Raw genomic sequence first — 16,337 nt, forward strand, 5'->3', positions numbered from 1 at the left:
TCAAGTGTCAAAAATCATTGGTCAATAGTCAGTTGTCATTGATTATTTATCATTCGTAACTAAACAAAGGACAAACGACAACTGACCAATGATAACTTTACACCTGAGATTGCTCTTCTTGTTCTATTTCGGCTTGAATTCGTGCTAGTTCTTCGGGAGTAAGCTCGTCTAGCCGCTTTTGCAGAAAGTCTTGCTCATACTGTTCCCGCTGTTGGTGGTAGGTCATTTTTTGTCCCACCGCACGGAAAAAATAGGTGGCTAACCAGCCAACTAACCCACTGACTAGTAAGACTTGGCTCCATATACCAGCTTTCTGATTATCCAAACCGACTAGCTGCAATCCTAAGTATGCCAAGCCACCGGTAATAAAAACACCCAAGCCAATTCCAATCGCGTCAATCCGTCGCATGAGAGTTATGACCTACCAATCTCGTTAAACTTGAATTTGTCGCCGTTGGGGTCGAAAATTTACAAACGGCGATAGAACCAACAAACCCGGAAAGAAGAAAAACACCAAAAAGTACATCAACATCCGCTCGATGGAGCTAGCTACATACCAACGCTGCTTCAGGTACAGCAAGACAGCAATAGGGATTACCAGAAGGTAAGCTCCAGCCAAAATCAGATACAGCAGGGCGACAATCATAACTTTCAAGTCTTAGGCATCTGTTTTCCATCATAGGCTGAAGAGACAGACTCAGAGCAGTATAGTCATAATGCTTTCAAGATAACTGCGCCAAAATTCCTCGAAACCGCAAACGGGGAGGGGAGGTTAAAGCGCAGCTTTGGCGGGCTGGAGTACTTTTACTGTGGGAAATTCAACGGACACCATAACAAAAGCTAATATCATGCTAATATGGTGAATCCACTAGCAAACAAATGCTCTAGTCAGACAAGATCGAAAACTCTTCTAGATTGATTACGAAAAAACAAAGAAGACTTCCAATCTCTCTTAGGCGATCGCACAATCTAAAAAAATATTTTCAATCTAGTTGGACAAAAGACACAATTGATGGTGGAATAGATGAGGAGGTATTTGTTACCTCTACAAAATAACTAGTTATACTAGTTGCCAAACACCTGCGGGGGTGTGGCGGAATGGTAGACGCTACGGACTTAAATAATTGAGCCTTGAAGGAGAAATCCCTCAAGTGGAAGCTCTCAAACTCAGGGAAACCTAAATCTGGTGACAGACATGGCAATCCTGAGCCAAGCCCAAAAATTTTAGATTTGCGATTAGTCTTTAATCCAAAATTCAAAATCTAAAATCCAAAATTGCGGGAAGGTGCAGAGACCCGACGGGAGCTACCCTAACGTTAAGTCGAGGGTAAAGGGAGAGTCCAATTCTCAAAATCTGATCTGGCGATTGTCATCAGGTAGCAGTGAAAATTGCAGGAGAATGAAAATCCGTTGACCGTAAAAGGTCGTGTGGGTTCAAGTCCCTCCACCCCCACTAAAAATTTAAAATACCGAAAGGCTTCGATTGTGACTTTACCCATAACTTTGCCGCAACGGTAAGCTTATGCTTCCAATAAAGGATGGCAAGGTTATAGTTCCAAACAAATTTCTTTTCGCGCTGCCCTTAAAGCAGCGCGAACTTGTTTGTCACGAAAACATCCTGGTTTAGCTAATAGCCTTGAAATAGCTGCCTCACTAGGATAAATACCTTCAGTATGAACTTGCCTAACAGCTTGTTTTACCTCCTCGCAACAGTGTTCGATTCGTTTGATGCGAGATTCTTTCATATACTTAACGTACTCGGCTGAAATCGCTCGGCATAGCTCTGGGAAATGCCTGTAAAGAACTCGCTTAGGATACCCAAGGCGTTTCGCTACTGCTGTCATAGGTAGTGGTTGTTCATTCGCTTGAAGCACATTTTCAAGTAATTTTTGAGTGCGATCGCTATCGAACTTTACTTCAAGCTTTTTTGTACTGCTATCTTTCACTTGGTTTTGAGGCGTAGCAGGAAATTTACTAGAGTTTTCCTTAAGAGTCTCTTGAGTCAAAAAATCTAGCACAGATACCTGAAGAGTAAAACAGATTTTCAAAATTACATTCAGTTCTGGCAAAACTTTTCCCATTTGCCACATCCAAACCTTGTTTTTGGGAATTTCGAGCATACGAGCAAAAGCAGCCGTGTTTCCTTCAGCAAATTGCTCTACGTACCTACAAAACGCTTGGGCAACTATTTCCCTTTGCAAAGGTTTTGATAAGCGAGGGGTAGTAGCGAGTAACTCTCCAATAGTCTTAATAACCCACGTTTGCCAAATAATCTCTTCCTTGGTCAGTGGGGTGTTATCAGAAGACTGGTGATTAGCAGTAACACCAAGCCATTCTAAGCAATATGGACAATAACCTGGCCTCGAATAGGAAGCTAGTGGGGGAATATCTCGTTTGCAGTGAAGGCATTGCTGACATAAATGCTGATTGTGGCAATGACAAACTGTAACTGCCTCAAAAAACCAAATTAAGGGTTCGTAAATTACTTGATCTTTCGAGGAATACCACTCCTCGTAACAGTAGGGACACCAAGCTCGTCTAGAACGAAGTAACTTCCTCTGGGGAAAGATATTAGTCCATGTTAGTAGAGTGAGGAAGCGCAAATCACTACGTAGAGTCATCGACTCTAGCACTGTGACTAAATCAAATGCCATCGTACCTAATCCATTGAGTGCCCCAGTCAAGCTTCGCATTTCAAAGAGATTTGTAGTTCTATAAGTCTTAGGTATAAAAGATACAAGTTCTCTGGATATTAAAACTTTTGGGGTTACACAATGAGCTTCTGCTAGCCGAGATATATAACCAGTTAAGCTTTCTACCAATGAACTCCCAATACCAACAGGCTCTAATTGATACAACCGACTACGAGATGGAATAGCAACCTTTTTTAAATCCCAACATTCGTATGTTATTAATCCATTAGCTAACATCTTGATTCACTCCAATAGGATCTCTTTTGGGATTACGTTTGCCAACTTTTCCTTGTGGAAGAGTCTTTTTTGGAGCTTCTTCTGGCTGTGCAATTGTCTTTGCTCCAAGCCCTAGAGCAGAGCGTAAGTGTTGCACGTCTGTTTCTGTTTCAGATAATTGTCGTTCGCCCTCTTGAATTTCCTTGAACATTCTCTGACACTGAGCAACCGACCAAGCACGTTTTTGTAAGTCTTTTAAAGTGACAGTTGTTGCTTCTCGATCCAGAGCATCTTTAAGAGCGCGTGTTAACCAATTTTTCAGTATGCCAACACATCCTAAAGTACGTTCATAAAAATATTCCCAATGAGTAACTAAATCTGGAGGCTCTGCAAGTGGCATCTGCTGTTGGAAAGTCAACAATACACTTTTAAAAGCCTGTACGTCTTCTGGAGTGTCAGCACAATAACGGCGGAAATGAATATCGACGCTACGGCGTGAGAGTTGACCGCTTAAATTACGGAATGTTAGTAATTCGTATGTTCCTAAAAGGCAATGCAAGATGCCTGTCATATTTGCCACAGATTTAAGACAGTCTAGCTGATCTTGTAGCTTGTGTCCGCTTGCCATTTTCCCAAAATGTTGCGCTTCATCTATGAAAAATACATCTGGATGGCGATAGCTGAGAGCATTTTCTAAAGCTCTGCGTAGAGCAGGTGCGACCACTTTAGACTCAACGTTAATTTTTCCGAAAATATCACGATAGATGCCCCGTACACCGTAATTAAACTTGTGATCGATGAGTGGTTCTTCTAAGGCTATTAAGGCGCGTGTATAGTAATCTTTCCAGTTAAAGTTTCTCGATTCTGGAGCTACAGCCTCAACTCCAACAACGGGAACGCAACCGCGATCGCTTTCCAACTTAGGTAATGCTAACTCTGTTAATTTCTGCTCAACCCGCAGTCTTAAAGTTGTTTTACCGATACCGCTAGGGCCATAGACAAAAATAAATGACGCACCTGCTGGTTCAGCAATTGTCCGCACTAGAGTTTCATACACCTCTTTGAGTCGGGGATGTGCTACCGTGTAATTCTCGAAATAGGCAAGCCTTTCTGTGGCAGATTGTTCAAGGAGCTTGAGAGGAAATCCGGTAAGTATTGTCATAACTAAAACTCCTCATAAACTACAAGTGTTTCTGGAGTGTTTGCTTCAACTTCAGTCACTTGATTGTCGGTATTACCAAAAGGAATTTGAATAACTTTTGGTTCTTCGTTGCGACTGAAAGTAGCTTTTCCACCCTCAATTACCCTAAAGACTTCCTTAGCTTCTGCATCATAAGAACGCTGCTCTAATAAGGCTTCTTGGGCTTCTACTGAAGCTAAAAACTCCGCTAGATTCTTGGCTGAAACTCTTGATTGTCGTGTATGATTTGAGGAGCGTTTGCGTAACTCGGCACTAGCTAACTTCAGTTCTTTTTCTGAACGACCTTGAAATTCTGCATAATATTGAGAAATGCACTGTACCCATAGCCCTCGAACAAAGGCGTAAGCGATACCAATATCAAATGGGTCGTATCTTACCTGGACAGAGGTATTTTCAATTTGCGGGTCACGAAAACTATTAGACCAGTAGTAGATTGAATTAATTTTTACGCCGCTTCCAGATTGAACTTTCGCCTTTCCCTCAGAGGTTGTAGGTAAGGTAAGAATCTGAAAGTTTTCATCGTAAGGAATCATTCGGTGAAGCCGACTACCGCCGATCGCTATACCAGCAGCAAAAGCATCCCTCGGACTCTGGAAAAGAGCGGGATGTTCATCTATGTCGTAAACTTCGTAAGCCCAAGCGCAAAGATATTCGTAAATCTTGCCCAGTGTCCAGATAGCTTGATTTTTAGGGTTAACTGACTTGGTTACTTGGCGAATGTTACGAGTTATCTGTGTATTGCCGAGTAGGTTATGAATAAATTGAGTATTGGAAGTACCAAACAGACGTTCGCATACAGAACCAAACCGCGCTTTGGCAGGAGGTCGATTTTTTTTCGTACATTCAAAAGTAGCTAATAGCGTTTCAAAATAAACGCTATGAAATTCTGCACCGTTATCTACGACAATTATCTGTGGTAAACGGTTGTGGCGTTGAACGCACAATCGTAACACCATCAAGCAAGAGCGATAGGAAGGCGAGTCAAAAGTCAAATAAACAGCTAAAAATCTTCTGGAATAAGCATCTATCAAAAAAGTTACCCAAGGTCTACCCAATGAACGGCCAGTACGGGAACACACCAATTCAACATCTAATTCTGTATGGTCAATATGAGCAATTTCAAATGGGCGATCGCCATGCCTGGGCGAAGTCAGGTTCAGTTCCCAATAAAAAGTTTCTTGCTTGTATGCAGCCCTACGACCTTGGCGTTTTTTGATTTGTTCGTAACTAGAACGTTTCTTTATTTCTTTTGTAAACGCTTTATAGCTTGGAGCAATAGCACCTTGTTGTTCGCAAACCCTGACTAAAGCACTATGTACCTCCCACATTTTCTTTTGTTTGAGGGTTTCATAGTCATCCAGGATAAATTTTTCCATCAGCACTAAGGTTTCTTCTGGCAGTTTTCGCGTGCGGTTGCCTTTAGCACTGCGATGGGAGAGAAGCCCGATATAACCACAACTGTACTGCTGTTGTGCTGCTAAATACTTCAATTTCCAATGGCGAATAGTCCTCTCTGGGACTGTTTCGTTTTCAGGTGGATTTCCATTTAAATATGGTTCAATAACTTTGTAGCGGCGAAGGGCTTCTGCTTGGTCTTCAGGGCTTGCTTTATAAAATTGCTCCCAAGACTCTGCTTTTATATATGGTGCTTCAGATTTTTGTAAGCTTTTTATTTTCGCTTGCTGAACCAGATTTAAAAATAAAGTCTTTTTCAGTTGAATTAACTGCTCAAGTTCGTCCTGTAAAGTAACTTCAGTGTCTCCAACATGAATGATACTTAAGCCTTTGCCATCCCAAGATATTGATGTCCCAATAGAAAGGTTAATCGCAGAGAAACTAATCGGAGTTGATAAAGTTGTTGTTTTTAGCATCAAACCATAGGCAGTAGATGTCTGCTTGTCGGAAAAAACACAAACTCGTTCTGGTTCAGCTAAGGGTGCAACGCTTAAATCAACGTATAATTGCTCTGTGGCAATCAAAGCATAAATGTCATCTGCACTAGCTTGTGTTCCATGATTTAGTAGTTCAGTCAAGGAAATTCCTGGTGACTTTGATACTAACTGCTGAATTTCTGCATTAATTGCAGTTTCTAAGTGAAAAGACTCGGCTCGAAAATAATCTTCCAAAAAAATTACGTTGCGCTGGATAACCCAATTAATTTGAGTGTCTACACGTAGGCGGTAGTAAAGCTCAAACTGTTGTGCATAATTTTCTCCTGGTGGAGTGCGCCATCTACCCTCAGAATCGCAAAAATAGCGGTTTGGACAATTCTTAGCTAATTTTCTTAATTCCTCCTCAGTTTTGCACTCCTCCCAACCAGCAAAATTATTTCTAATTACAAAAAAGTCTGGTGTATGCAAAACTCCCAGATTTCGCCCATTTTTCCCTTGATAGTCCAACTTGATTGGAGAAGGCTGGTCGTAAAATTCTAAAACTTCCTCATCATGCTCAAATTCGTAGATAGTAGGAAGTTCAACACGGTGAGACTCAAATTGAATAGTAGCTCCCATCTTTCGACTGGGATAACGCCCAGAAACATTTTTTCGCCCACCTCCTACGCGGCGGGATGGTTCTGATGAGCGGATTTTTTCAATTAAATTTTGCGTTTGTTGAGATAGATCAAGGCGACAACACCAAGCATCAAATTCTGCCTTTGACAGCATGGATACCTCCTGTGTTGATGACTAATTGGTTTCATTTATAGGAACAAACAACCAACAACGTCCTTTTTTCACGTCAGTGCGCTGCCAAGCAATGCCATCTGGGTCGTGTTTTTTTGCCCATCTAGGAAACTTTTCTTTGTTTCTATAAAAGGTGGCGCGAAGCTTATCCGGCCTAACCTGCAATCTTTCGGCTAGTTCATCTGAGGTCAGTTCCATGTTTGGATCTGAGGTTTGCAGTTCTGTTGTTTCGCGCTCCTGAACTTTATAAGTATCTGCAAGCTCTAATGTGCAATTGTCAATAGATGATGGTTTCACAAGAGGTATATTTGTCTTCGCATTAGAATCCGAAACTGACAGTAATTGTGATGCTAACGCAGGCATTTCTCCTGTTTTCACCCATTCGTCTATTATTTCGGCTTGTTTGTCAGCTAGTTTTAATTCGTCTAAGACTTTATGGTTCTTTTGCGAAGTCTCTGGGGGGAAAGCTTCCGTCCCGTGAGCTTGACTAGTTTGCGCGGTATTTGTGCTTCCAATATTAATTGGAGGGGCAGAACTCGAAGGGAGGGCTGGCTCCGAAAAATGCGGGCTATGTGGATGATTAAGCTTCTCTTCTGCTGGTTCTTGGCTATCAGCATTCGCCTTTAAACCCTGCCCCAAATGGGTAATTAGCTCCTGAAGCCTATCTCCCTGATAAAACTGAAGTAGTTTCTCCGCAGCCTTTTTGGGATGATCCATCCGCACGGATTTGGAACGGTCTTTAATCCCCAGCAAGTCTTTGATGTGATTATTGAGTTCGCGGCTATAAACAGGTTCTCTATCCTCATCTTCAGGAATTGCAATCACTCAGTATTTAGGTTTACCCGAAGATTCTATTGAAGACAGGGTGGACTTCTTGGAGCAAGGTTTAGATAAATTACGCGAACAGGTTCAGCACACAGAAGAAAGGACTGATTCGCTAGAAGCGCGGTTTGAGGAGTTGAGCCGTCTAATGACTATATTTATGGGGCGCTACAAAAAATAAAATTTTATAATTACTCACGGCAAGCTTATGATTCCAATTCCGACTCGCGGCAAACTTATGGTTCCAAAAGTAGAAAAAACTGATAATTTATTTGACGCAATATCAAGCTTCACAGCCCCTTCTGCGGCAAGCTTATGCTTCTAGCCTTGGTAAAGTTATGGGTAAAGTCACATCGATAGAAGGTATGGGCGAGTTGTATCTAATCATAGATTAACTCGCCCATATAGTTATGTATGGTCTTTGATGCTTACAACTAAGTGATTTCACTGAACTATTTGATGAAGTATTAAACAATTTGTCTTTAATACTTTATTTATAGTCTTGGTTAATCAAATTTGTGTAAAAAGATTACTGAATTTCTGAAGAATAGATTGATGCTCCTGTTCACCAAGGTTAAGCTGGTAACAATATGAACAGGAAGCCTTTTTGTCCTGATAACTGAAATGACCGCTAATAGTTTATCAATTAATCAGGAAGATCCCCATTGTGTTACGTCTAACTCTAAACAGCTAAATGTGCAAATTGCCCAAGAGGAGGTTTATAGCTTCTTTGTGGAAATTGTCAAGAAATTGCCACCAGAGGATGTTTTACGGGAATTCAAAGGTTTATTTATAGACGGTCTTGATTTAGAGGATTCCGATTATATACCTGGAATATACAGCATTTTTTTAGATGATCAAGAACAGGAGTTACATAATACACTTAAGCGGTGTTGCTACATTATAGTTAATAATTGGAAAAGTAACCGAAAAGACAAATATATCCAAGACTTAGTTAATTTATTTGTTAATGAAAATCTGAAGATAAAGTCCAATAATCCTCCAGTAGTAAAAATTTGTAAAAGCTGGATAGAGAATTTTGTCAACAGCAAAGATTACAAGGATCTGAAATTATTCACTACCAAATATGAAGAATCATTTAAAGGTCATTGGGCTAATCGCTACACTTCCTATTTATTAATTGATCAATCTGTCAATGACAAAAATCCCAAAGAGCAACAAGAGGCTGCTAGAAGGCTTTCTAAACAGATAAAAGACAAATTTAAGTTTGAACTAGCAATGTATATTGCTCGTTCTCAATCTGCCGTCTCAAGCACAACACGCTATACAAATCCCAGTGTTTTGGGAGATCAAGCTCTGCGTTTAATAAAAACAATTGTCTTAAAAAGAGGTGTATTTAGTCATGAAAATATTGCTCATATATTTATCAAGCAAACTGAAAATCAAACTCTGAAAGAATTTAAAATAAATCTGGAAAAATATCTATTTTTTTCTGTAGAAAATCAAGAATCAGTCGAGATTTGGCGGCGGCACTTTACAGAGAATTTATCCTTATGGAAGACGAATTATAATCAAGAAAATATCACTAAAGAATTGTTCTTGAGAACCTGTAATCGAGTGATTGATTGCTTGATAACAGAAAATGGGAAAGAACCTTCGTCATTATTTATCTTATTGCTTAACCAAGGACATGCTCTAACATTGGTAATTTTACTGTTAAAGATTATTTTGATTTCTAGAAATTCCCGGAGACATTTAGAAACTCGGATTGCTCACTTGATTCGTTTTTACGAAAACTATTCGGAAGAAGAATGCAAGGGGATAATAAATTTTATGGAGATTTTTAATATTACGTTTGCAATTTACGCAGAAAATGTAGAATATAACTTGATTAAGATGGAAGAAGAAGAACAAAGCAGTAATCAGCAATTAAATCTGGATGGTTATCGGGTGTTTTCACAGATGAAGGTAGATAGAAAAAAATGAATTTTGCCTGATTCATGATTTAGTCAGGTGTTCGTCTAACCAAGCCAGGGCAGCACCCGCAGTTTCAGCTAGAATACTAATGAGGCGATATAAAGCGATCGCACTAAATACTAGGGCAGATGGAAAGTGGTGTCGTAAAAGTTCATACGCAGTCGCTTCAAACACACCTAACCCACCAGGCGCACCCGGAATAACCAGCCCCAACAACCAAGCGCAACTAAAAGCCCCTAACAATAAAGGAATTTGATTCGCATTCAACGAACCCAGAGCGAACATAGTTAATATAAACCCAGTAGCGCGTAGTCCCATAAAGCCCAATTCTCCTAACAAAGGGCGTAGGGGATAGCTTTTAAGACTGAAGGGAACAGTTGGCTCAGTGCTAGTAGCAGACTTTTTTGCTTTCAATCTGTACAAAAAGCGAATAACTGGGTTTAAAAACCAGGGATGAATCGCACCAAGGACTACAGCTAAACTCAGAAATTGTAGTATTTGTATAACAAGGGTAGTATTAGCTGCTGCAAATTGGCTACTGCATAAGACAATGATGATTAAAGCAGCCGCTAGCATGAGTAGCGGTTCCAGCAAAACGCTTAAGGTGGCTGCACCAGTAGGAATATTGGCATTTTTGGCGGCGACAATTCGCCCGTAGTAATGCCAGATATTACCTGGTAAATACTTAGCGATGTTCGTTTTTAGGTAAACTTGGATGAACTGGGGAGATGATACAGGTTGATTTAACTCTTGGAGAATCCAAGTCCAGATCCAGCCTGCCCAAGTATGAGCTAGTAAAGTGATGCCTGTTGCGATCGCTATAATTGCCCATCCTACCCCATCAATGCGAATAGCAGTCACCTCAATCCAATTATCCTTCAGAGCTTTGACTAAAAAAAACAGCGTCCCCCCCAAAATTATCCAGCGTAAAAATTGCTTCATGAATTTAGTCATTTAACGGTAGAGCAACAAGGGCTGAATACCTCAAATCTTATGGCATGTCAGCTATATATCCAAAGCTTTGGAAGTATCAAACAGGTTGATGTAGCTATTTTGACAACAACCAGATTATTTTAGTTTATATCTCCCTAGAGTTAGATAAAAATATTCCTTTGGCGCTAATTAAAATGTGACTTGCGCTAGAGGTAAAACTTATTTAATTATTCATATCATTAATTGAAGTTATTATTTTTTCTGAATGCTTGGGATACAAAATTAATTCCAAATGCTATCTTGGTTGAAGTTTAACTAGTCACAAAAATGCAAGGAGTGATAAATATGAAAAAAGCAATGACTTGGCTGAAAAACATTCGTCCTTTGAAAGTTTTAACTGTTTTTTTAGCAGGAATCTTTCTATTTTTGACACAGGCTTGTGGTGCTCCAGGAGTAGCAGCACAGCCACCACAGGCTGGTTCTCAAGCACCTAAGATCGAGCGATATGATTCTACAAAAGATTATCCTTTAAATTCTCCCGCCGGTGGGATGAATAACTTTAGTGATGTAGATCCCAGAGCGATAGATGAAAAAGCAGCTAATGATAGAGCTGATGCGCTAGTAAAAAATGCTCAAAAGAATATTGATCAGAAGGGAATTGATAGTCGCGAGCAATATGGCGAAAATTACAAACAAGGTACACCCCTTGGTGAAAGAGTAAAGAATCTGGGTGAAGATATCGGCAGTTCAGCTGAAGAAGTTCGCAAAGGTGTTGTTAAGGGGACTCAGCGAGGAATTGAAAATCTCAAGGGTAATACCCAGAATGCTACCGAAGACGTGACAAAAAATGTTCAGCGTGGAGCTGAGGATGCTGGTAAAAATGTTAAACGCACAGCCGAAGATGCTGGCGATGCAGTCAAGGGAGCAGTCAGAAACGCTGATTGAAATTAGTTATTCAATCTTTTGCAAAAATATGAAAGCGCCCACAGACCTTTAGTCTGGGGCTACCAAAGCAAAGCCTGCGTACACAGGCTTTGTTTTGGTTTTAAATGGGTTTGATTCCCTTGAACTCTATTAATAGATATCTGTAGAAATTAAATATAGCGGTTCTCGCTTAAGTTAGGTACAAGAACCCCACCCCCAACCCCCTCCCCGCAAGCGAGGAGGGGACTATGATGTAGTACCTCATGTGATCAGGAAACGCTATATACTTTATCCAGAACCCTTGTAGAGACGTAGCAGTGCTACGTCTCTACATTCTATTTTTTACCAGATGTCTAACGAGTGTTTAAGAGGATGTTTTAAAAGTTCTCTGGTCGGTAGCAAAACGTTTTAGATCCCCCTAAATCCCCCGATAAATTAGGGGACTTTGATTCCGGTTCCCCACTTTTTAAGGGGGTTAGGGGGGATCTAGAAGTGCCTAAAATTACAGCCGAACAGTTTTCAAACATCCTCTAAGCTTCATTAATGAGGTCTTTGAACTCCGTCAACGAGTCTTTTAGCTCCGTCAACGAGTCTTTTAGCTCCGTCAACGAGTCTTTGAACTCCGTCAACGAGTCTTTTAGCTCCGTCAACGAGTCTTTTAGCTCCGTCAACGAGTCTTTTAGCTCCGTCAACGAGTCTTTTAGCTCCGTCAACGAGTCTTTGAACTCCGTCAACGAGTCTTTTAGCTCCGTTAATGAGTGTTTGAACTCCGTTAACGAGTGTTTGAACTCCGTTAACGAGTGTTTGAACTCCGTTAACGAGTCTTTGAACTCCGTGAGTAATTTTTTTGTGCTGTCGGTAATTGCTTGCAACTGCGCTGTAGTAGAGTGTAACTAATTGATCGCGCTGTGAATAAAATCCTGATTTTTTCAGCTAATCCTCACAATAGGGAAAAACCGCCCTTGGATGACGAAGCACAGAATTACCCAACTTCTGTACAAGATTGACTCGCAACTAGATAAGCTTTTCCACTCAAAAAGCTGAAGGAAGACAAGGTTAATAGTAATGTTAAACTCACAGGCTAAACGCATCTTCATCAGCTATAAGCGTAATGCTAGCCCCGATGAACCGGTAGCGCTGCAAGTCTTCCAGGCGCTATCGCAGCACCACAAAGTCTTTATCGACCAAACCATGTCTGTTGGTACACGCTGGGCTGAATGTATTGAAGCAGAAATTCGCCAAGCTGATTTTCTGATTACTTTCCTTTCAGCCTTGTCAACCAGCAGCGAGATGGTGGTTGCAGAAATAGAGACAGCACACCACTTGGCAAAATCACAGTCAGGACGCCCGATAATTCTCCCGGTGCGTCTGGCGTATCAAGAACCGTTCCTGTATCCCTTGAGTGCTTACTTAAATGCGATTAACTGGGCGTTCTGGAAAGATGAGAATGATACGCCGCGCCTGATTGCAGAGTTGTTGCAAGCTGTCTCTGGCGGTGCATTGGCTATCACTGAAGAGAAATCGAAAGCAGATTTACTCCAAATAAGTCAGCCGTCACTCCTACCCCGTCCTTTTCCTTCAGCACAGCCCGTCTCGCTGGAAATGCCGGAAGGGACAATGGAATCGCAATCTGCTTTTTACGTGGAACGCTCATCTGATCCACTTGCTTTGCAGACTATTGAGCGGCAGGGTGTGACAATTACAATTAAAGGCCCCCGGCAAATGGGCAAAAGTTCGCTGTTAATCCGCACAATTAATACTGCTGTGAATGCAGGTAAGCGGGTTGCTTTGCTGGATTTCCAATTGTTTGACAAAGCCGCCTTAACTAATGCTGATCTTTTCTTTCGCCAGTTCTGTACTTGGTTAACTGATGAACTGGAAATGACTGACAAAGTTGATGAGTATTGGAATATGCCTTTGGGCAATAGTCAGCGTTGCACTCGCTATGTCGGCCGCTATTTGCTGAAGGAGTTTGGCAACCCCATTGTCTTAGCGATGGATGAAGTTGAAAGGGTCTTTGATACTGATTTTCGCTCCGATTTCTTTGGAATGCTGCGAAGCTGGCACAATAGCCGCGCCACTACTCCCATCTGGAAGCAACTGGATTTAGCGCTGGTTACTTCCACCGAACCCTACCAGCTAATTGATAATCTCAACCAATCCCCCTTTAATGTTGGGCTAGTAATTGATTTAGAGGACTTTACAGTAGCACAGGTTGCTGATCTCAACCGCCGTCATGGTTCACCCTTCAACGCCAGGGAAGAAAAGCAATTAATGGCGTTACTGGCTGGACATCCTTATTTAGTCCGCCTTGCACTCTACTCAGTTGCTAGCGATCGCCTCTATCCTACCGAACTATTTGCCAATGCGATCGCAGATAATGGCCCCTTTGGCAATCATTTGCGTAACCACCTTTTTCGGCTGCATAACAAACAGGAGTTGGTTCAGGGTATGTTCCAAGTAATTCACCAGAACACCTGTGAAGATGAGCGCATCTTTTTCCGCTTGCGGGGTGCAGGTTTAGTGCGTCGGGAAGGGCGTGTAGTGTTTCCCCGTTGTCAACTTTACACCGATTATTTCCGGGAGCATCTGCGTGGCTAATTCAAGCATTTACACCGTTAGCACGACTCTCACCTCGTTCCCAGTCTCAGACTGGGAATGCTCTCACAGAGGTGCCTTTAATTATCAAGTCTGGAGGCGGAGCCTCCTTGTAAGCATTCCCTGCCAGAGTCAGGGAACGAGGGATGATGGGGGATGAGCATGGCTAATCCAAGCATTTACACTGTTGGGGGAACTGTACAGGCTGGCGGTGGTATTTACATTCCTCGCCAAGCCGATGAAGAATTGCTCGGTTTATGTCGGTCAGCTAGTTTCGCTTATGTGCTGACGCCGCGCCAGATGGGCAAGTCTAGCTTGATGGTACGCACGGCAGAAACATTAAGGGACGAAGGAATTCGCTCGGTAATAGTTGACCTTCAAGAATTGGGGGCACAAGTCACAGCCGAACAGTGGTATTTTGGCTTTTTGGTTAAGCTAGATGACCAACTGATGTTTGATACAGATGTGGTGAGTTGGTGGCAAGAACACCAGCATTTAGGAGTATCGCAACGGCTGACACAGTTTTTTGAGAGGGTTTTGCTGGCTGAGGTTGATGGGCAAGTTGTGATTTTTGTCGATGAAATTGACTCTACCCTCAGCCTGGATTTTACCGATGATTTTTTTATCGCTATTCGTTATCTCTATGTTGCCCGTGCGACTAATCCTGAGTTTGGGCGGCTTTCTTTTGTCTTAATGGGGGTAGCGACTCCCGGCGATTTAATCAGCGATGCCAAACGCACACCATTTAATATTGGACAGCGTGTAGATTTAACTGATTTTACTTTTGAGGAAGCTTTACCCTTAGCTGAGGGATTGGCATTACCCAGCGATGAGGCAAACCAGATATTACGCTGGGTGTTGAAGTGGACGGGGGGACATCCTTATTTAACGCAGCGTCTTTGTGGTGCTTTGGTTGGTTCGATCCCCCCAACCCCCCTTCAAAAGCGGGGCAAGAGGGTTCCCCCCTTTTTAAGGGGGGCTAGGGGGGATCAAGTCTTATCCGCAGCCCATATAGACAAGATAGTTAGCAGCACATTTTTCGGCACGATGAGCGAGCAAGATAATAACTTGCAGTTTGTCCGCGATATGCTGACTAAACGCTCACCAGACCCGCAGGTTTTGACTATTTACCGCGAGATTCGCTGGGGTAAGCGGGCGGTTGTGGATGAGGAGCAGTCTTTAGCTAAATCTCACTTGAAGCTATCGGGGGTGGTGCGGCGGGAGAATAATGTTTTGCGGGTGCGGAATCAAATCTATCGGCAAGTATTTGATTACAAATGGATTAATAAACATTTGCCGTTTAACTTGCGGGATAGGTGGGAACAGCTTAAACCTGCACTGCCTTATGTGGCGGTACTGGTTGTATTTTCGATTTTAATGACGGGAGTGGTTGTGTATGTGAATGGCGAACGTCTGACTGCCCAAAATGCCCGCGATAGAGAAGAACAACAGCGTCGAGAAGCAGAAACTCAACGCAATGAAGCAAAGCATCAGGCTGAAAATGCGCGAACACAGCAGCAAAAAGCAGAGGAAGAACGCCGCGAGGCAGAAAAGCAAAAGCGCATTGCTAATCACGAGAGTGAAAGAGCTAAAAAAGGAGAAAAGCAAGCAAAGTCTGCACAACAATTAGCTGAAGAAAGGGGAAAAAAATTAGCAAATGCCCTTGAGCAAACTAAAGCGGCTGAACAATTAGCCAGACAAAGACAAGCAGAAGCCGAAAAACAGCAAAAAATTGCCCAAAAACAAGAACAGCAAGCAACTGCGGCTAAAGCAGATGCAGATAAACGCCGGATAAATGCCGAAATTCTCGCCAATAGTCTCAAATCACAAAACCTGATGGCATCAAATTTAGAACTTGATGCTTTAGTAGCAGGCTTGAAAGTAGGAAAACGACTCAAAAAACCAGATAAAAATGTAGAATCAGATACCCGCGTCTTGGCAATAGCTTCTCTTCAGCAGATAATTTATGGAGTCAAGGAACATAACCGACTAGAAGGGCATAGCAGTTATGTCACCAGTGTCGCCTTCAGCCCCGATGGCAAAACTATTGCCTCTGCAAGTGATGACAAGACGGTGAAGTTGTGGAATCTTGCTGGGCAGGAATTACAGACTTTCAAAGGGCATAGCAGTTATGTCACCAGTGTCGCCTTCAGCCCCGATGGCAAAACTATTGCCTCTGCAAGTGATGACAAGACGGTGAAGTTGTGGAATCTTGCTGGGCAGGAATTACAGACTTTCAAAGGGCATAGCAGTTCTGTCAATAGTGTCGCCTTCAGCCCCGATGGCAAAACTATTGCCTCTGCAAGTGATGACAAGACGGTGAAGTTGTGG

At 42.1% G+C, this 16,337-nt stretch carries 13 protein-coding genes; 5 read left to right on the plus strand and 8 right to left on the minus strand.

What is annotated here, in order from left to right; genetic code table 11:
• Positions 1–97: 97 nt before the first annotated feature.
• The 6 genes from V7K62_RS18920 to V7K62_RS18945 form a co-directional block, all read right to left on the minus strand.
• Complete coding sequence (locus V7K62_RS18920) at positions 98–409, minus strand: DUF3007 family protein (protein WP_334866644.1); 312 nt, start codon at positions 407–409, stop codon at positions 98–100.
• Positions 410–433: 24 nt separating this feature from the next.
• On the minus strand, positions 434–646 hold the full coding sequence (gene ndhL / locus V7K62_RS18925; protein ID WP_334866665.1) for an NAD(P)H-quinone oxidoreductase subunit L: 213 nt from the start codon (positions 644–646) through the stop codon (positions 434–436).
• A gap of 901 nt (positions 647–1,547) precedes the next feature.
• Complete coding sequence (locus V7K62_RS18930; protein ID WP_334866646.1) at positions 1,548–2,930, minus strand: TniQ family protein; 1,383 nt, start codon at positions 2,928–2,930, stop codon at positions 1,548–1,550.
• Positions 2,920–4,071, minus strand: coding sequence for an AAA family ATPase (locus V7K62_RS18935; protein WP_323232542.1), 1,152 nt, complete (start codon positions 4,069–4,071; stop codon positions 2,920–2,922). Before V7K62_RS18935 ends, V7K62_RS18930 begins: the two co-directional genes overlap by 11 nt.
• A 2-nt stretch (positions 4,072–4,073) precedes the next feature.
• A complete protein-coding gene (locus tag V7K62_RS18940; protein WP_334866650.1) occupies positions 4,074–6,773 on the minus strand; it encodes a Mu transposase C-terminal domain-containing protein in 2,700 nt (899 codons plus the stop codon).
• Positions 6,774–6,794: 21 nt separating this feature from the next.
• On the minus strand, positions 6,795–7,616 hold the full coding sequence (locus V7K62_RS18945; protein ID WP_334866652.1) for a hypothetical protein: 822 nt from the start codon (positions 7,614–7,616) through the stop codon (positions 6,795–6,797).
• Between the two features lie 40 nt (positions 7,617–7,656).
• Between V7K62_RS18945 and V7K62_RS18950 the strand changes: the two genes are divergently transcribed.
• On the plus strand, positions 7,657–7,794 hold the full coding sequence (locus V7K62_RS18950) for a hypothetical protein (RefSeq protein WP_334866654.1): 138 nt from the start codon (positions 7,657–7,659) through the stop codon (positions 7,792–7,794).
• A 443-nt stretch (positions 7,795–8,237) separates the two neighbouring features.
• On the plus strand, positions 8,238–9,560 hold the full coding sequence (locus tag V7K62_RS18955) for a hypothetical protein (protein WP_334866656.1): 1,323 nt from the start codon (positions 8,238–8,240) through the stop codon (positions 9,558–9,560).
• Between the two features lie 12 nt (positions 9,561–9,572).
• Here the strand turns inward: V7K62_RS18955 and V7K62_RS18960 are convergent, their stop codons facing one another.
• Positions 9,573–10,493, minus strand: coding sequence for a lysylphosphatidylglycerol synthase domain-containing protein (locus tag V7K62_RS18960; protein ID WP_334866658.1), 921 nt, complete (start codon positions 10,491–10,493; stop codon positions 9,573–9,575).
• Positions 10,494–10,829: 336 nt separating this feature from the next.
• Here V7K62_RS18960 and V7K62_RS18965 point away from each other — a divergent pair, with 336 nt between their 5' ends.
• Positions 10,830–11,429: a hypothetical protein gene (locus tag V7K62_RS18965; RefSeq protein ID WP_334866660.1), complete on the plus strand. Its 600-nt coding sequence runs from the start codon at positions 10,830–10,832 to the stop codon at positions 11,427–11,429.
• A 519-nt stretch (positions 11,430–11,948) separates the two neighbouring features.
• Here V7K62_RS18965 and V7K62_RS18970 read toward each other — a convergent pair.
• A complete protein-coding gene (locus V7K62_RS18970; RefSeq protein WP_334866667.1) occupies positions 11,949–12,341 on the minus strand; it encodes a hypothetical protein in 393 nt (130 codons plus the stop codon).
• A gap of 132 nt (positions 12,342–12,473) precedes the next feature.
• Between V7K62_RS18970 and V7K62_RS18975 the strand changes: the two genes are divergently transcribed.
• Together V7K62_RS18975 and V7K62_RS18980 are read left to right on the plus strand one after the other, a co-directional pair.
• Positions 12,474–14,009 (plus strand): AAA-like domain-containing protein, encoded by a 1,536-nt coding sequence (locus V7K62_RS18975; RefSeq protein WP_334866661.1) that lies wholly within the window; start codon positions 12,474–12,476, stop codon positions 14,007–14,009.
• Positions 14,010–14,168: 159 nt separating this feature from the next.
• Positions 14,169–16,337 (plus strand): AAA-like domain-containing protein (locus tag V7K62_RS18980; RefSeq protein WP_334866663.1); only part of this gene is annotated, 2,169 nt, incomplete at its 3' end.

Origin of the sequence: Nostoc sp., assembly GCF_036917935.1 — a bacterium.
Taxonomy (GTDB): domain Bacteria; phylum Cyanobacteriota; class Cyanobacteriia; order Cyanobacteriales; family Nostocaceae; genus Nostoc.